The following is a 13,950-nucleotide window of genomic DNA, read 5'->3' on the forward strand; positions in this document are numbered from 1 at the left end:
TGCACCAGCAGCGCCGCTACCCACCAGGAGACCTCACATGCAGAAAGTCCTGCACATCAACCCGGACAAATGCACCGGATGCTTGCAGTGCGAAATGGCCTGTTCTTTCGAGAACTACGGCACCTACGCCACGTCGAAATCCCGCATCAAGGTGTTTGACTTTCACCATACTGGCAAGAAGGTGCCCTACACCTGTACCCAGTGCGACGAAGCCTGGTGCCTGCACGCGTGCCCGGTCGAAGCCATCACGGTGGACAAGGTGACTGGCGCCAAGGTGGTGAACGAAACCACCTGCGTGGGCTGCAAGGTCTGCACCATCGCCTGCCCGTTCGGCACCATCAACTACGTGCAGGAAACCGGCAAGGTACAGAAATGCGACCTGTGCGGTGGCGACCCGGCCTGCGTCGAGGCCTGCCCCACCAGCGCCATCACCTTCATCGATGCCAACTGGACCGGCATCGACAAAATGAAACAGTGGGCCGACAAGCTGGGCAACCAGCCCTCGGCAGCCTGAGCCTGCCGCTCGACCCACACACTCACAGGAGACTCACTATGTCATGGGCTGGAAAAATCCTTCGTGTCAACCTGACCGAAGGCACCGTGAAATCCGAACCGCTGAACATGGCGTGGGCGCGTGCCTACATCGGTTCGCGCGGGCTGGGCAGCAAATACCTCATCAGCGAGGTCGATCCCAAAGTGGACCCGCTGTCGCCCGACAACAAGATCATCTGGGCCACCGGCCCGTTGACCGGCACCATGGCCTCCACCGGGGGCCGTTACACCGTCATCACCAAGGGTCCGCTGACCGGCGCCATTGCCTGCTCCAACTCGGGTGGCTACTGGGGCGCCGAGTTCAAGATGGCCGGCTGGGACATGGTCATCTTCGAAGGCCGCTCGGAAAAGCCGGTGTACCTGTACATCAACGACGACGACGTCGAGCTGCGCGACGCCAGCCACCTCTGGGGCCAGAGCGTCTGGAAGACCGAGGAAATCCTCAAGTCCAGTCTGCAAGACCCGCTGGTGCGCGTCTCCAGCATCGGCAAGGCCGGTGAAAACGGCGTGTTGTACGCGGCCGTGGTGAACGATCTGCACCGCGCCGCCGGCCGCTCGGGTGTGGGCGCTGTGATGGGCAGCAAGAACCTGAAGGCGATTGCCGTGCGCGGCACCAAGGGCGTGGGCAACATCCGCGACCCGAAGGCTTTCATGAAGACCACCTTCGAAAAGAAGAAGATCCTGGCCGACAACGCGGTCACCGGCCAGGGCCTGCCGGCCTACGGCACCCAGGTGCTGATGAACGTGATCAACGAAATGGGCGCGCTGCCCACGCGCAACCACCGCGATGTGCAGTTCGAAGGCGCCAAAGACATCTCCGCCGAAGCCATGGCCACACCGCGCGAGAGCGACGGCAAGAAGCACCTGGTGACCAACCAGGCCTGTTTCGGCTGCACCATCGCCTGTGGGCGCATCAGCAAGATGGACGAGGGCCACTTCACCGTGGCCAACAAGCCGCAGTACTGGGGCGCCAACGGTGGCCTGGAATACGAAGCGGCCTGGGCGCTGGGCGCGGCCAACGGTGTGAACGATCTGGAAGCGCTGCAATACGCCAACATGCTGTGCAACGAAGAAGGTTTTGACCCGATCAGCTTCGGCGCCACCGTGGGCGCGGTCATGGAACTGTATGAAATGGGTGTGCTGACGGCAGAGCAACTGGGCATCGACGCCAAGTTCGGATCGGCGCAAGCGCTGGCCCACTTCGCCGAGATCACCGCCAAGGGCGAAGGCTTCGGCAAGGAAATCGGCATGGGTTCCAAGCGCCTGACCGAAAAGTACGGCCACCCCGATCTGTCCATGAGCGTGAAGGGCCAGGAATTCCCGGCCTACGACGGTCGCGCCATCCAGGGCATTGGCCTGGCCTACGCCACCAGCAACCGCGGCGCCTGCCACCTGCGTGGCTACACCATCGCGTCGGAAGTGCTGGGTATCCCGGTCAAGACCGATCCGGTCGAGAGCGAAGGCAAACCCGAGCTGGTGAAAGCGTTCCAGGACGCCACCGCCGCGTTCGACTCGTCGGGCCTGTGCGTGTTCACCACCTTTGCCTGGGGCGTGGCCGATCTGGCACCGCAGCTGCAGGCCGCGTGTAACGAAGAGTTCACCACCGAAGAGCTGGAGAAGATCGGTGAGCGCATCTGGAACATGGAGCGCGAATTCAACAACGCCGCCGGCTTCACCGCCAAGGACGACAACCTGCCCAAGCGCCTGCTGACCGAAGCGGCCAAGACCGGTGCCTCCAAAGGCATGGTCAGCAAGCTGCCCGAGATGCTGCCCAAGTACTACGCCGCGCGCGGCTGGGACACCGAAGGCCGTCCGACCGCCGAGACCAAGGCTCGTTTGAGCCTCTAAGATCGGTTTCCGGGTCGCCGCCGCGGTCCGTCAACACAGCGGGGGCAGCCAAAACAGCTGCCCCTTTTTGTTTCGCAGGAGAACCAGATGCACCACGTCATCCTCGGCGCCGGCCCGGCCGGTGTCATTGCAGCCGAAACCATTCGCAAGCACACGCCCCACGACACGATCACCGTTATCGGTGATGAAAACGAAGCGCCGTATTCGCGCATGGCCATTCCCTATTTGCTCATCGGCAAGGTGGGTGAGCCCGGCACGCACCTGCGCCACACCCCAGGCCATTTCGCGGCGCTGAACATCACTGTGTTGCGCGGTGTGCGTGCCAAAGTGCTGAACGCTGACCAGCGCACGCTGGAGCTGAGCGACGGCAACATCCTGGGCTTTGACAAGCTGTTGATCGCCACCGGTTCATCGCCCGCCACGCCCCCCATTCCCGGCATCGATGGTCCCGGCGTGCACAGCTGCTGGACGCTGGCCGATGCCCGCGCCATTGCCCGCCTGGCACAGCCCGGTGCCAAGGTGCTGCAGATGGGCGCAGGCTTCATCGGCTGCATCATCATGGAAGCCCTGCAGCAGCGCGGGGTGGACCTGTCGGTGGTGGAAATGGGCGACCGCATGGTGCCGCGCATGATGGGCCCCACGGCGGGCGGCATGATCAAGGACTGGTGTGGGAAAAAAGGGGTGAAGGTGTACACCGGTGCGCGGGTCGAATCCATTGAGCGCGACAGCGGTGCCGAGCCCGGTCTGCTGGGCAAGATCGCTGAAATGGTCGGCATAGGTTCGACCGGAAAAGCCAGCGGCACGATGCGCGTGCGCCTGTCAACCGGTGAGCAGCTGGAGGCCGATCTGGTCATCAGTGCCACCGGCGTCAAGCCCAATATCGGTTTCCTGGAAAACAGCGGTGTGCGCTGCCTGGTGGGTGTGCTGACCGACGAAACCCTGCAAACCAATGTGCCCGGCATTTACGCGGCGGGCGACTGCGCCGAGGCCTTCGACAAGGTGAGCGGCAAAACCATCGTCAGTGCCATCCAGCCCAACGCCGCCGAACAGGCCCGCGTGGCCGCGCTCAACATGGTGGGGCAAAAAGCCGAGCTCAAAGGCGTGACGCAGATCAACGTGCTGGACACGCTGGGCATGATTTCCACCAGCTTCGGCAACTGGGAGGGTGTGCCCGGTGGCGAACATGCCGAGCTGACCGACCCCACGTCGGGCCGCCACCTGAGCCTGCAGTTCAAGGACGACGTGATGGTGGGCTGCAATTCGGTGGGCTGGACCGACCACGTGGGCGTGATGCGCGGGCTGGTGGAAGGCCAGGTGCGCCTGGGCGAGTGGAAAGACAAACTCATGCACGACCCGACCCGGCTGATGGACGCCTACCTGGCCAGTGCGCAGGGTCAGGGGCACTGGAGCGGTGCCGCCGACGAACGCCGGCGCTGACCGTTCCCCGCGCGCCGCTGTGCCATGGCACGGTGTGCGGTCTTGCGGTGGGTGTTGCCCCGGCATTGGGTTGACCGAAGAAAATGGCTTCCATGAAAATCACGTTCAAACTGTTTGCAACGCTCACCGACTATTTGCCCGCCGAGGCCCGGCGCAGCAACCAGGTGTTGCTGGACATTGACCCGGCATCGCCCATCAGCAAAATCATCGAGCCTTTTGGCTTGCCACCCAAGCTGGTGCACCTGGTGCTGGTGAACGGCAAGTACATTGAGCCCGAAAAGCGCATGACGGCGACGCTGGTGGACGGCGATGTGTTGGCCATCTGGCCACCCATTGCCGGGGGATGAATCACCCCCGCCGCGCTGCGCGCGACCCCCTCAAGGGGGCGACACCAGCCGTCTGGCAAAGCCAGCCCGGCGGTGTCCTTGACGGTGCCCCATGCATGCGTGTCGTCGCGACGACACGGTTTCGGAGCCAGTGACATGCAATCCCACTACGCCGAAACGTTTGAGCGCGACATGGGTTGCACCGAAGCCGAGTGGCTGGGCTGGCTGCCCGCTGCCATTGGCAGCTGCGCCTGGCAGCAGGATGGGCAGTCGGCCCGAGTGAGCATTGCACCCGGCGCCTTGCAGCTGCGCTGGCAGCCCATGCCGCCCCGTGTGATCGCGCTCATGCGCATGCCCGTGTTGCGTGTGGGTTTCGCGTTCAGCGGGTTGGACAGTGCCCAGCGCTATGTCTTCATGAAGCGGTTTGACCTGTACATGCAGCGCGGCGGCGGCTGACCACCCGGGCGCAAAAAAGCCGCAAGGGGCACACCAAGCCGCTTGTGGTTTCTTGATGCGGATTTCAAGCTCAGTGAGCCGGGCGCCTCGGTGACATCCAGCCCAGCACCGTGTAGGCCAGCACCACCGTGGCCACCAGGCCCACGCCATACACCAGCGCAATCAGGAACCAGTCGGCCGGGCCGCCCGCGTCGGTGAAGCCCGACGAAGACACTTTGGCCATGATCACCAGCGCCACGGCACCGCCGAAGATGCCCAGCACCTCGGACAGCACCAGGCGGCGCGATACCAGGCCGCGCTCGCGCACCAGCAAGGCGACAAACGCCACCACGCCCACCACCGCAGCGGCCAGCATGATCCACAGCCAGAAGCCGAGCATTTCTTGAAAAACGGACAGGAAAACCAGCGGGTCAAGTTCTTTCATGGGGGTCTCCTTGGGGGTCAGGCGCGGCCGCGCAGCATGCTGATGTAGGTGGGTTTGAGCGCCATGGTCTTCATGACCCAGCTGATCCACAGTTCTTCCAGCGGCGCAATGACGCCGGGGAACGACATGATGAGGTTGTCCTTGTAGTCAAACTCGATCAGCATGGCCTGGCCCAGGCGCGTGATCAGTGGGCACGAGGTGTAGCCGTTGTAGACCTCGGTGGAGGCCTTGCCGGTGATGTCACCGATCAGGTGGTCAATGGCCACGGGCACCTGCCATTTCACGCTGGCCGCTGTTTTGCCTTTGGGCACGCCCGCAATGTCGCCCACGCCGAACACATTCGGGTAGCGCTTGTGGCGCAGGGTGTCGCGGTCCACTTCCATCCATCCGTCGGCGGCAAAAGGGCCTTCGGTCCACGGCAGCGGGCTGTTGCGCACCGCTTCAGGGGCCCGCATGGGCGGTACCACATTGATGAAGTCGTAAGCCTGCTCGGCCGTTCCGGTGGGGGTTTTGTAGGTGGCCAGGCGCTTGTCCAGGTCGATGGACTGGAGCACATGTTCGTGGTTGACCTTGACCCCACGGTCCTGAAACAGCATGCGCACCTTTTCAGCCACGATGGGCACGCCAAACAGCGACTTGCTCTGGGCCATGTAGATCAGCTCGGCCTTGCCGCGGTTGCCCCGGCGGCGCAGGTGGTCGTCTGAAATAAAGGTGTACTTCAGCGGTGCGCCGGCGCATTTCATTTCACCCGCCGGGCGGCCAAACAGGCCCACGCCACCGGTGTCGGCAAACTGGCTCAGGGCCTGCCAGGTGGCCGAAGCAGCTTGCGGGCTGTGGTAGATGCTGCCCAGACCGTTTTGCCCAATGCGCGCCGTGTCCATGCCTGCGATGCCTGCGTAGTGCAGCTCCAGCCCAGTGGCCACGATCAGGAAGTCGTAGGGCACCGCCTTGCCGCTCTCGGTGACCACTTTGTTGCCCTCAGGGTCGATTTCGGCCACGCGCTCGTTCACCCATTCCACGCCTTTGGGGATGTAGCTGCTGGTTGGCGAGGTCACATAGTCTTGCGGCTTGATGCCGGCGGCCACCAGGGTGAAACCCGGTTGGTAATAATGTTCCTTGCGCGAATCCACCACGGTGATGCTGGCGCCCTGCAACGCAGCCGCCAGGCGAGACGCCGCTGTGAGGCCCGCCGCACCGCCGCCGGCAATCACGATGCGGGCGCTGGTTTTCACCGTGTTGGCCTGGGCTGCCGTGCTGGTCTGTGCCACCGCGGCGGCCAGTGGCAGCGCAGCGAGACCCGAGAGAAAGCGCCGCCTGGCTGGCTCGGGCAGCAGTGGCATCGTGGCCTTGGGGGATTCTGGGGGCATGTTTGTCTCCTGTTAGGTGGAACCTGTGAGCCGGTTGCCCAGCGTTTGGGCTTGGGGTCTCTGATATCTGTGAGCATACCCCTGGGGGTTTGTTACTATAGGTTCAGATGCCGTCGAAGAACCTTGATATTGATCAATGTTCCATGGTGTCCCTGGTCTGTTTTACCCTATTGAGGCGGGTCAATGACCTGTCTTTTCACCCACAGGAGTTTCCATGAGCGAGCAAGCCATCGTCACCATCACCCGGCAATCGGGTTACCAGTTTCTGGTGGATTTCGGCCCCAACATCGCCACGATGCTGGCCGACGAGCCCGAGCCGCTGGGGCAGGGCAGCGGGCCGGCGCCCAGCCACATGCTGCTGGCGGCCGTGGCCAACTGCCTGAGTGCCAGCCTGGTGTTTGCGCTGCAGAAGTTCAAACAAGACCCGGGCGAGCTCAAGGCCACGGCCACGCCCGAAATGGGCCGCGACGCCGACAAGCGCCTGCGCATCGTGGGCATCCACGTCAGGCTGGAGCTGGGCCGGCCTGCGGCCGAGCTGGAGCATCTGGAGCGCGTGCTGGCCCAGTTTGAAGCGTTTTGCACCGTGTCCATGAGCGTGCGCCAGGGCATTGCCATTCACGTGCAGGTGCAGGACGCCACCGGCGCCGTGCTGAAGTGATTCGGTTGCGCCGCATCAGGTCGCGCTGAACCACAGGCTGGCGGTGCGCATACCGGCCCAGGTGAGCAGCAGCGAGCCCAGCAGGTGCAGGCTGGTGGTGCTGACTGCGAGCAGCCAGCGGCCGTGCTGCAGCATGCTGACCACCTCCACCGAAAAAGTGGAAAACGTGGTGAGCGCGCCCAACAGGCCGGTGACGATGGCGAGGCGCCAGGCCGGGTCCAGCTGGGTCTGGCTTTGAAACACCACCACCGCAAAGCCCACCAGGTAGGCGCCCACCCAGTTGGCCGCCAGCGTACCCCAGGGCAGCAGGGCGGAGCCCTGGTTGAGCCACAGGCTCAGGCGCCAGCGGGCGAGTGCGCCCACGCAGGCGCCCAGGCAAATGGCAATCACGCTGTGCATGGCTTGGGTGCGGTGTCAGGGGGAGTTGGTTGGTGTCAGGTCAGAACGGTGGGTCGCCGTCGTCGCCGACGGCTGTCACGGCGGCGTGACCGCTGCTGGTCGCTGTTGGCGCATCGGCGGGCGCCGCGCCAAAGGCCATTTCACCGCCCAGCGCGTCAATCAGCGCGGGGATCAGCTGGGTGAGTTCGCCTGTGGTCAGCGCCACGTCGGTGTCAAAACCGCTGTCGTCGCTGCTGGCCCGGTCGTCAAACACACCTTCCAGAAACGCCAGTTTTTTCAGCTGCAGCGATTCGGTCAGCACGAAGCCAATGCGGCCTTCCCAGCTCATGGCCAGGCGCGTGGGCAGTTTGCCCTCGGTGATGTGCTGGCGCACCTCGTCGGTGGCCAGGTTGTGGCGTGTGAACTTCACCACGCTCTTTTCCTCGTCGCCCGATTTCAGTTCGCACTCGCGTTCCACGCTGAACCCGCCCGGCCATTCGTCGGGCGAAGTGGCCGACAGCCACTGCGTCATGGCGGTCTGCGGCGTTACCTGGGTTTGCAGCAGCGTCACGCTCAGGTCGCTGAACGCGTTGACCAGGGCCGTCACCAGCTCGTCGAGCTTGCCCTGACTGCTGGCGTCGGTCACCAGCCAGCCGTTGGCCAGGTCGATCCATACCCAGGTGGCGCCCCGGCGTGGAAAGGCCTGGGGCAGCAGCGCCAGCAGCGCGTCTTCGCGCAGCGCCTTGGTCTCTTTTTTGCCGGGTTTGCGGCCGGTGGCGGCTTCTATGTGGTCGGCTTCTTCTTGCGCCTTTTCGCGCACCACCGAGCCCGGCACGCTTTTGGTCTCGATCATCAGTTTCAAAATGCGTTGCCCAGCCACAGACTCCACCAGCGGGCCATGCGGCTCGCCGCGGGGTTCCACCCAGCCCACCGACTTGTCTTGCGAAGCTCCGCAGGGCACAAAACGCGCCGCGTCCAGCGCGGCTTCCATCGCTTCCAGCGTCACGTCCCAGCCGGGCGCGATGCGGTAGATCGTCACATTCTTGAACACAGCACTCTTTCCATCAGTGGCTCACGCGGCATTGCGTGGCCTTGGGTCTGATGATACCCAGCCTGCCGAGGCGCTCATGCGGCACACGGGCTGCCAGTGGTGTTCAGGCCAGCGCGTTCAGCGGAGCCAGCCGGTAGCCCGCCGCTTCCAGCGCCAGCCGCAGCTGCTGAGCGCAGGCCACGGCGTCGGGCCCGTCGCCGTGCACGCAGATGCTGTCGATGCGGGTGGGCAGATGCTGGCCGTCGGCGGTGACGATGCCTTGGGCGTCGAGCATGCGCAGCACGTGCTGCACGCAGGCTTGGGCGCCGTGCAGCACCGCGCCGGGCTGTGCGCGCGGCGTGAGCTGGCCGTCGGCCTGGTAGGTGCGGTCGGCAAACACCTCGCGGCCCACGCGCAGGCCTGCGGCAACGCCTGCGGCCTCCAGTGCCGACAGCGCGGGCGCCAGCAGCATGAGCTCGCGGTCCAGCGCCCGCACGGTGCGCGCCACGGTGGCGGCCACGGTGGCGTCGGCGCAGGCGATGTTGTTCAACGCGCCGTGCGGCTTGACATGCGTCACCCGGCCACCTTCGGCCGCGGCCATGGCTTGCAGCGCACCCACCTGGTAGAGGATGGTGGCTTCCAGTTCTTTCGCCGACAGCTGCATGGCGCGCCGCCCGAAGCCTTGCAGGTCGGGGAATGCCGGGTGCGCGCCCAGGCTCACGCCGTTGGCCAGCGCGAGGCGCACCGTGTCGCGCATCACCACCGGGTCGCCCGCGTGAAAGCCGCAGGCGATGTTGGCGCTGCCAATCACCTGCAGCAGCGCCGCGTCGTCGCCCATGCGCCAGGCGCCGAAGCTTTCACCCAGGTCGGCGTTGAGGTTGATGGTGGGTTGCGTCATGGGGCTCCTTGTCAGAGGGTGGCGTTCAACACGCCACTGATCAGATTGGCGCCGTACAGAGCGGCTTCGTCCACGGTACCGGGCGGCAGGTAGGTCTCGCGGCTGGTGAGCCAGCGTTGCCAGCGGTCGCGCTCGTCCTGCCGTGCGCGGTGCGCCGTGTCCAGGGTGACGCTCTCAAAGCGCACGTGTGCGCCGGGTCGCAGGTGCGCCAGCCGGGGCAGGTCGGCACTGATCACGGTCGCTATTTTGGGGTAACCACCCACGGTCTGGCCGTCGGCCAGCAACACGATGGGTTGGCCATTGGCAGGCACCTGGATGGCGCCAGGGGCCACGCCGTCGGACACGATGTCGGCCGCCGCCGCGTTGACGTGCGCCAGCGGCTGGCCCGCAAACCGCAGCCCCATGCGGTCCTGCGCAGCGGTGGCTTCCCAGTCCTGGCTCAGCAACTGCGCGATGGCGTCCGCCGTGAAATGGTCTTGCTGCGGACCGAGCAGCACCCGCACCGGGCCTTCGTGGTGGCTCCAGGGCGAGCGGCTGCGCCACTCCCTGGGGTCGGCCACGCTCCACGGTCCGCAGAGCAGCAGGTCGCCCGGGCGAAAGGCGTGGCCCAGCACGCCCGCCAGTCCTGCGCGCCAGTAACTGGAACGGCTGCCCAGCTGGGGTTGCAGCAGCAGGCCGCCGGCCACGGCGAGGTAAGCGCAGCCGCTCTCGGCCGCTCCCAGCCGCAGCAAGTCGCCTTCCAACAAGGTGGCGCTGTGCCAGGCGGGCAGGACGCTGCGGCTGCCGTCGCGGCGCAGGCAGACTGCGCCGATACGGCCCGCCAGCGCCACGCGCACGGGGCCCGATGGGACGCGCAACACCGTGCCCATGCCGCGCAGCTCCAGCACGGCCGCGTCCAGGCGGTTGCCCAGCAGCGCGTTGGCGGCTTGCGCCAAGGGCGCGTCGAGCCAGCCGGCGAGCGGCATACCCTGGTGCCGGTGGCCGACCCGACCACCGTCTTGCACGGTGGTGCCGATGCCGGGTTGCACGATCTCGAGCACACTGCTCATGGTGGGGGCGCTTGCAGAAAGGCTTCGCGCGGCAGGCCCTGGGCGATCTCGGTGGTGAGGGCATCGTGTGCTTCTCGGTCCACGGCGTACCAGCGCACCTCATCGCCCGCGGCGAGCATGGCCGGTTGGTCGGCGTGGTGCAGGTCGAACAGCACCACCGGCGTGCGCCCGATCAGATTCCAGCCGCCGGGGCTTTCCCAGGGGTAGATGCAGCACATTTCGCCCGCTACGGCCACAGATTGCGCCGCGACCTTCTGGCGCGGTGCGGGCAGGCGGGGCATGTGCAGCGCGGTTGGCACACCGCCCATGTAAGGGAAGCCGGGCTGAAAGCCCAGCATGTATACCCGAAAAGTGGCCGCCAACAGACGCTGAATCACCGCATCGGTCGTCAGCCCTTTGGCCTCAGCCAGCCGGGCGAGGTCGGGCGACAAGTCGACATCGAAACAAACGGGAAGGTGCCAGAGACGCCCCTGCCGCACGTCCTGGGGAGCTTCCTGCGTCAGAGCCAGCAGGCGCTCGCCCAGCGCGGTGGCGTCGGCCTCCCTAGGGTCGAAGTGCACCGTCAACGAGCGGAAAGTGGGCACCACATCGGTCACACACGACAGGATCTGGTCCGTGGATCGAATCTGTGCGATCAGATTGGCCAGGCCCATCACGCGGGCGTTGATGGCCGGGTGGATGGTGCTGCCGAACTCCAGCGTCCAGGCGCTGTCGCCGAGGGCGAGGAGACGGGGTTCAGGTCCAGACGGTTTGGCCACGGTGGCAGTGGCTGCAGTTTGCTACAGCTCTTCGACGCGGCGGGCCGGGTAACTGTCCCAAGCCTGACAACCCGGGCACTGCCAGAAATGCTGGCGTGCTTCAAACCCACAAGCCGCGCAGCGGTAGCGCTTGAGCGGTGCGGTGGCCAGTTCCAGCGCCGCCTGAACGCGGACTTTCGCCTCTGGCGATGAAAGGGTTTCTTCAGAGAGCCACTGGGTGGCGATCACAAGCGAGGGCTCGCGCTCCAGGTGACTGAGGTAGCGGGAGCGGGCCGTTTGCGGATCTGTACTCAGGCTGGCCAGTGCTTCGGTCACGTCCAGCGAAGGTGCCCGGTCGTTGCACGCCTGCAGCAGCGTCAATGCCTGGGTTTTTCGATCGGTTTGCTGGCCGAGGTCGGCCAATGCGCGAGCCGCCAGAGGCATACCCTGTGGGGCTTGTTGGCTGAGCTGAACGAGGGCATCAAATGCGGCCGTGGGCTCGCCGGTACGGAGCTTCAGGCCAGACAGCGCCATCCACCCCCGAGCCAGTTGAGGGGCTTTTTTCACAGCGTCGCCCAGCAACTGTGCCGCCAATGTGGTGTTGCCGCTGCGCTGCGCCTGTTCCGCCTCTTCGCACAGGTAGTGCGCCAAACGGGTGGTGAAGCTGCCTTGCCCAGCAGTTTCGAGCCGTTGCGCGACGCGTTTGGCTTGCGGCCAGTCGCGCGAGCGTTCGTAGATGGCCAGCAGGGCCAGCAGGGCTTCGCCTTCAAAGGCAGAACGTTCGAGTTTGTGCAGGGCGGTTTCTGCCCGGTCCAGCAGCCCCGCTTTCAAGAAATCCAAAGCCAGGGCGTGCTGTGCGCGATCCCGGTCTTTGCGGCTGAGGTCGGCGCGGGCCAGCAGGTGTTCGTGTACCCGCACGGCGCGGTCGTAGTCGCCGCGACGGCGAAACAGATTGCCCAAGGCAAAGTGCAGTTCGGCGGTATCAGGGTCACCTTGCACGGCTTCAATGAAGGCGTCAATGGCCTGGTCCTGCTGCTCATTGAGCAGGTGGTTGAGACCGCGAAAGTAGGCCTTGGGTGCCTGTCGGCTCTCTATGCGCCATTGGCGCAGATCCAGCCGGGAGGCACCCCAGCCCAGGGTGAACGCCAGTGGCAGACCCCAGAGCAGCCAGGTCAGGTCAAAGTCCATGTCGTGGGTCGTTCAGGCTGCTCATCAGGGTGGAATCGGTGTCTGAGGTGGTACCGGTAGCGGCGTGCCGCTGCCGGGCCTTTTTGGCCCGCAGCCACAGGGGCAGCATGACGGCCACACCCATAAAAACGCCTAACACCAAGACCATCAGCAAAACAAGGACCAGTGGCGCTTGCCAGCTGGCCCCGAAAAACAGGCGCAGCGTGACGGGTTCCTGGTTGTTCAGCGCGAAGGCGAACAGAACAAAAAAAATGGCTGCGTTGAGCAGCCACATCAGGTATTTCAAATCATCCCCTTTGTGGAGGATTGATTGTAGCGAGCAGGTCGCTGTACAGGCCGGTTGCCTTCATGCAGGCTCTTGGGGTTCGCGTCCCAGTATCTCAGCAGTTTTCGCGTCTACCTGCTCGCGCAGGGCTTTGCCTGGCTTGAAATGCGGTACACGTTTTTCAGGAATCATGACGCTCTCGCCCGAACGCGGATTGCGTCCGATGCGGGGTGAGCGGCGGTTGACTGAAAAGCTGCCAAAACCCCGAATTTCGATCCGGTGGCCCTTGACGAGTGCGTCGCCCATCGCGTCGAGAATCGTCTTGACGGCGAATTCCGCATCGCGGTGGGTGAGTTGGCCAAAACGGCCAGCCAAGGCTTCAACGAGGTCGCTTCGGGTCATATTTGGAAAAAAACTCGATCAGGCTGTTGGGCTGAAGTGGGTGGATGCTTGCGCACCCACCCAAGTTCAGTCGGTTCAGTTGTTGCTGTCGAGCTTGGCGCGCAGCAGGGCACCCAGGCTGGTGGTGCCGGCGTTTTCGCGTGAAGACTGCTGGCTCAGCGTGGCCATGGCTTCGTTCTGGTCGGCCATGTCTTTCGCTTTGATCGACAACTGGATGTTGCGGGTCTTGCGGTCGATGTTCACCACCACGGTGGTGACTTCGTCGCCTTCTTTCAGCACGTTGCGCGCGTCTTCCACGCGGTCACGGCTGATTTCGGAGGCGCGCAGGTAACCCAGAACGTCTTCACCCAGGTCGATTTCAGCGCCCTTGGCGTCCACGGTCTTGACCTTGCCGGTCACCACGGAGCCCTTGTCGTTCACCGACACGAAGGTGGTGAACGGGTCGCCGTCGAGCTGCTTGATGCCCAGGGAGATGCGCTCGCGTTCCACGTCGATGGCCAGCACGATGGCTTCCACTTCCTGGCCCTTCTTGAAATTGCGCACGGCGGCTTCGCCGGTTTCGTTCCAGGACAGGTCGGACAGGTGAACCAGACCGTCGATGCCAGCGGCCAGACCGACGAACACGCCGAAGTCGGTGATCGACTTGATCGGGCCCTTGACGCGGTCACCGCGCTTGGTCTGCTCGGCAAACTCGTGCCATGGGTTGGCGCGGCACTGCTTCATGCCCAGGGAGATGCGGCGCTTGTCTTCGTCGATGTCGAGCACCATGACTTCGACTTCGTCGCCCAGCGACACCAGCTTGGACGGGGCCACGTTCTTGTTGGTCCAGTCCATTTCGGACACGTGCACCAGACCTTCGATGCCTGGCTCCAGTTCAACAAATGCGCCGTAGTCGGCGATGTTGGTGATCTTGCCGAACATGCGGGTGCTTTGTG

General features: G+C 64.7%; 17 protein-coding genes. 6 read left to right on the top strand and 11 right to left on the bottom strand.

The features are described 5' to 3' along the window. Nucleotides 1-37 precede the first annotated feature (37 nt). From Q7J58_RS09815 to Q7J58_RS09835, 5 genes are all read left to right on the top strand, one after another. Nucleotides 38-514: a 4Fe-4S dicluster domain-containing protein gene (locus Q7J58_RS09815; RefSeq protein WP_304826907.1), complete on the top strand. Its 477-nt coding sequence runs from the start codon at nucleotides 38-40 to the stop codon at nucleotides 512-514. A 38-nt stretch (nucleotides 515-552) separates the two neighbouring features. Then, on the top strand, nucleotides 553-2,400 hold the full coding sequence (locus tag Q7J58_RS09820) for an aldehyde ferredoxin oxidoreductase family protein (RefSeq protein WP_304826910.1): 1,848 nt from the start codon (nucleotides 553-555) through the stop codon (nucleotides 2,398-2,400). 87 nt (nucleotides 2,401-2,487) lie between these two features. Next, complete coding sequence (locus Q7J58_RS09825; protein ID WP_304826912.1) at nucleotides 2,488-3,837, top strand: FAD-dependent oxidoreductase; 1,350 nt, start codon at nucleotides 2,488-2,490, stop codon at nucleotides 3,835-3,837. A 92-nt stretch (nucleotides 3,838-3,929) separates the two neighbouring features. After that, nucleotides 3,930-4,184 carry a MoaD/ThiS family protein gene (locus Q7J58_RS09830; RefSeq protein ID WP_304826915.1) on the top strand — a complete coding sequence of 85 codons (255 nt, stop codon included), beginning with the start codon at nucleotides 3,930-3,932 and terminating at the stop codon, nucleotides 4,182-4,184. A 135-nt stretch (nucleotides 4,185-4,319) separates the two neighbouring features. Further along, nucleotides 4,320-4,619: a hypothetical protein gene (locus Q7J58_RS09835; protein WP_304826917.1), complete on the top strand. Its 300-nt coding sequence runs from the start codon at nucleotides 4,320-4,322 to the stop codon at nucleotides 4,617-4,619. 70 nt (nucleotides 4,620-4,689) lie between these two features. Here Q7J58_RS09835 and Q7J58_RS09840 read toward each other — a convergent pair whose 3' ends face one another. Both Q7J58_RS09840 and Q7J58_RS09845 read right to left on the bottom strand, forming a co-directional pair. Then, the gene (locus Q7J58_RS09840; protein ID WP_304826920.1) at nucleotides 4,690-5,043 is read right to left on the bottom strand and encodes a DUF5368 domain-containing protein; all 354 of its coding nucleotides are present in this window, start codon (nucleotides 5,041-5,043) and stop codon (nucleotides 4,690-4,692) included. A 17-nt stretch (nucleotides 5,044-5,060) separates the two neighbouring features. Continuing rightward, nucleotides 5,061-6,410, bottom strand: a complete 1,350-nt coding sequence (locus tag Q7J58_RS09845) for an FAD/NAD(P)-binding oxidoreductase (protein ID WP_304826923.1) — start codon at nucleotides 6,408-6,410, stop codon at nucleotides 5,061-5,063. Nucleotides 6,411-6,624: 214 nt separating this feature from the next. Here Q7J58_RS09845 and Q7J58_RS09850 point away from each other — a divergent pair, with 214 nt between their 5' ends. Further along, nucleotides 6,625-7,068 (top strand): OsmC family protein, encoded by a 444-nt coding sequence (locus tag Q7J58_RS09850; RefSeq protein WP_304826926.1) that lies wholly within the window; start codon nucleotides 6,625-6,627, stop codon nucleotides 7,066-7,068. A gap of 15 nt (nucleotides 7,069-7,083) precedes the next feature. Here Q7J58_RS09850 and crcB read toward each other — a convergent pair whose 3' ends face one another. The 9 genes from crcB to Q7J58_RS09895 form a co-directional block, all read right to left on the bottom strand. After that, nucleotides 7,084-7,467: a fluoride efflux transporter CrcB gene (crcB, locus tag Q7J58_RS09855; protein ID WP_304826928.1), complete on the bottom strand. Its 384-nt coding sequence runs from the start codon at nucleotides 7,465-7,467 to the stop codon at nucleotides 7,084-7,086. Nucleotides 7,468-7,507: 40 nt separating this feature from the next. Further along, nucleotides 7,508-8,497 carry a recombination-associated protein RdgC gene (locus Q7J58_RS09860; protein WP_304826931.1) on the bottom strand — a complete coding sequence of 330 codons (990 nt, stop codon included), beginning with the start codon at nucleotides 8,495-8,497 and terminating at the stop codon, nucleotides 7,508-7,510. A 103-nt stretch (nucleotides 8,498-8,600) separates the two neighbouring features. Further along, complete coding sequence (locus tag Q7J58_RS09865; RefSeq protein WP_304826934.1) at nucleotides 8,601-9,374, bottom strand: 5-oxoprolinase subunit PxpA; 774 nt, start codon at nucleotides 9,372-9,374, stop codon at nucleotides 8,601-8,603. Between the two features lie 11 nt (nucleotides 9,375-9,385). Next, on the bottom strand, nucleotides 9,386-10,423 hold the full coding sequence (locus tag Q7J58_RS09870; protein ID WP_304826936.1) for a biotin-dependent carboxyltransferase family protein: 1,038 nt from the start codon (nucleotides 10,421-10,423) through the stop codon (nucleotides 9,386-9,388). Beyond that, complete coding sequence (gene pxpB / locus Q7J58_RS09875; protein ID WP_304826938.1) at nucleotides 10,420-11,181, bottom strand: 5-oxoprolinase subunit PxpB; 762 nt, start codon at nucleotides 11,179-11,181, stop codon at nucleotides 10,420-10,422. Before pxpB ends, Q7J58_RS09870 begins: the two co-directional genes overlap by 4 nt. Before the next feature lie 21 nt (nucleotides 11,182-11,202). Further along, complete coding sequence (lapB, locus tag Q7J58_RS09880; protein WP_304826941.1) at nucleotides 11,203-12,348, bottom strand: lipopolysaccharide assembly protein LapB; 1,146 nt, start codon at nucleotides 12,346-12,348, stop codon at nucleotides 11,203-11,205. Then, nucleotides 12,338-12,622: a lipopolysaccharide assembly protein LapA domain-containing protein gene (locus tag Q7J58_RS09885; protein ID WP_304826944.1), complete on the bottom strand. Its 285-nt coding sequence runs from the start codon at nucleotides 12,620-12,622 to the stop codon at nucleotides 12,338-12,340. The genes lapB and Q7J58_RS09885 overlap by 11 nt, the downstream gene beginning before the upstream one ends. 72 nt (nucleotides 12,623-12,694) lie before the next feature. After that, nucleotides 12,695-13,015, bottom strand: coding sequence for an integration host factor subunit beta (locus Q7J58_RS09890; RefSeq protein ID WP_304826946.1), 321 nt, complete (start codon nucleotides 13,013-13,015; stop codon nucleotides 12,695-12,697). Between the two features lie 75 nt (nucleotides 13,016-13,090). After that, a partial coding sequence (locus tag Q7J58_RS09895) for a S1 RNA-binding domain-containing protein (RefSeq protein WP_304826949.1) occupies nucleotides 13,091-13,950 on the bottom strand: 860 nt, incomplete at its 5' end.

Origin of the sequence: Hydrogenophaga sp. (assembly GCF_030656115.1) — a bacterium.
GTDB lineage: Bacteria > Pseudomonadota > Gammaproteobacteria > Burkholderiales > Burkholderiaceae_C > Hydrogenophaga.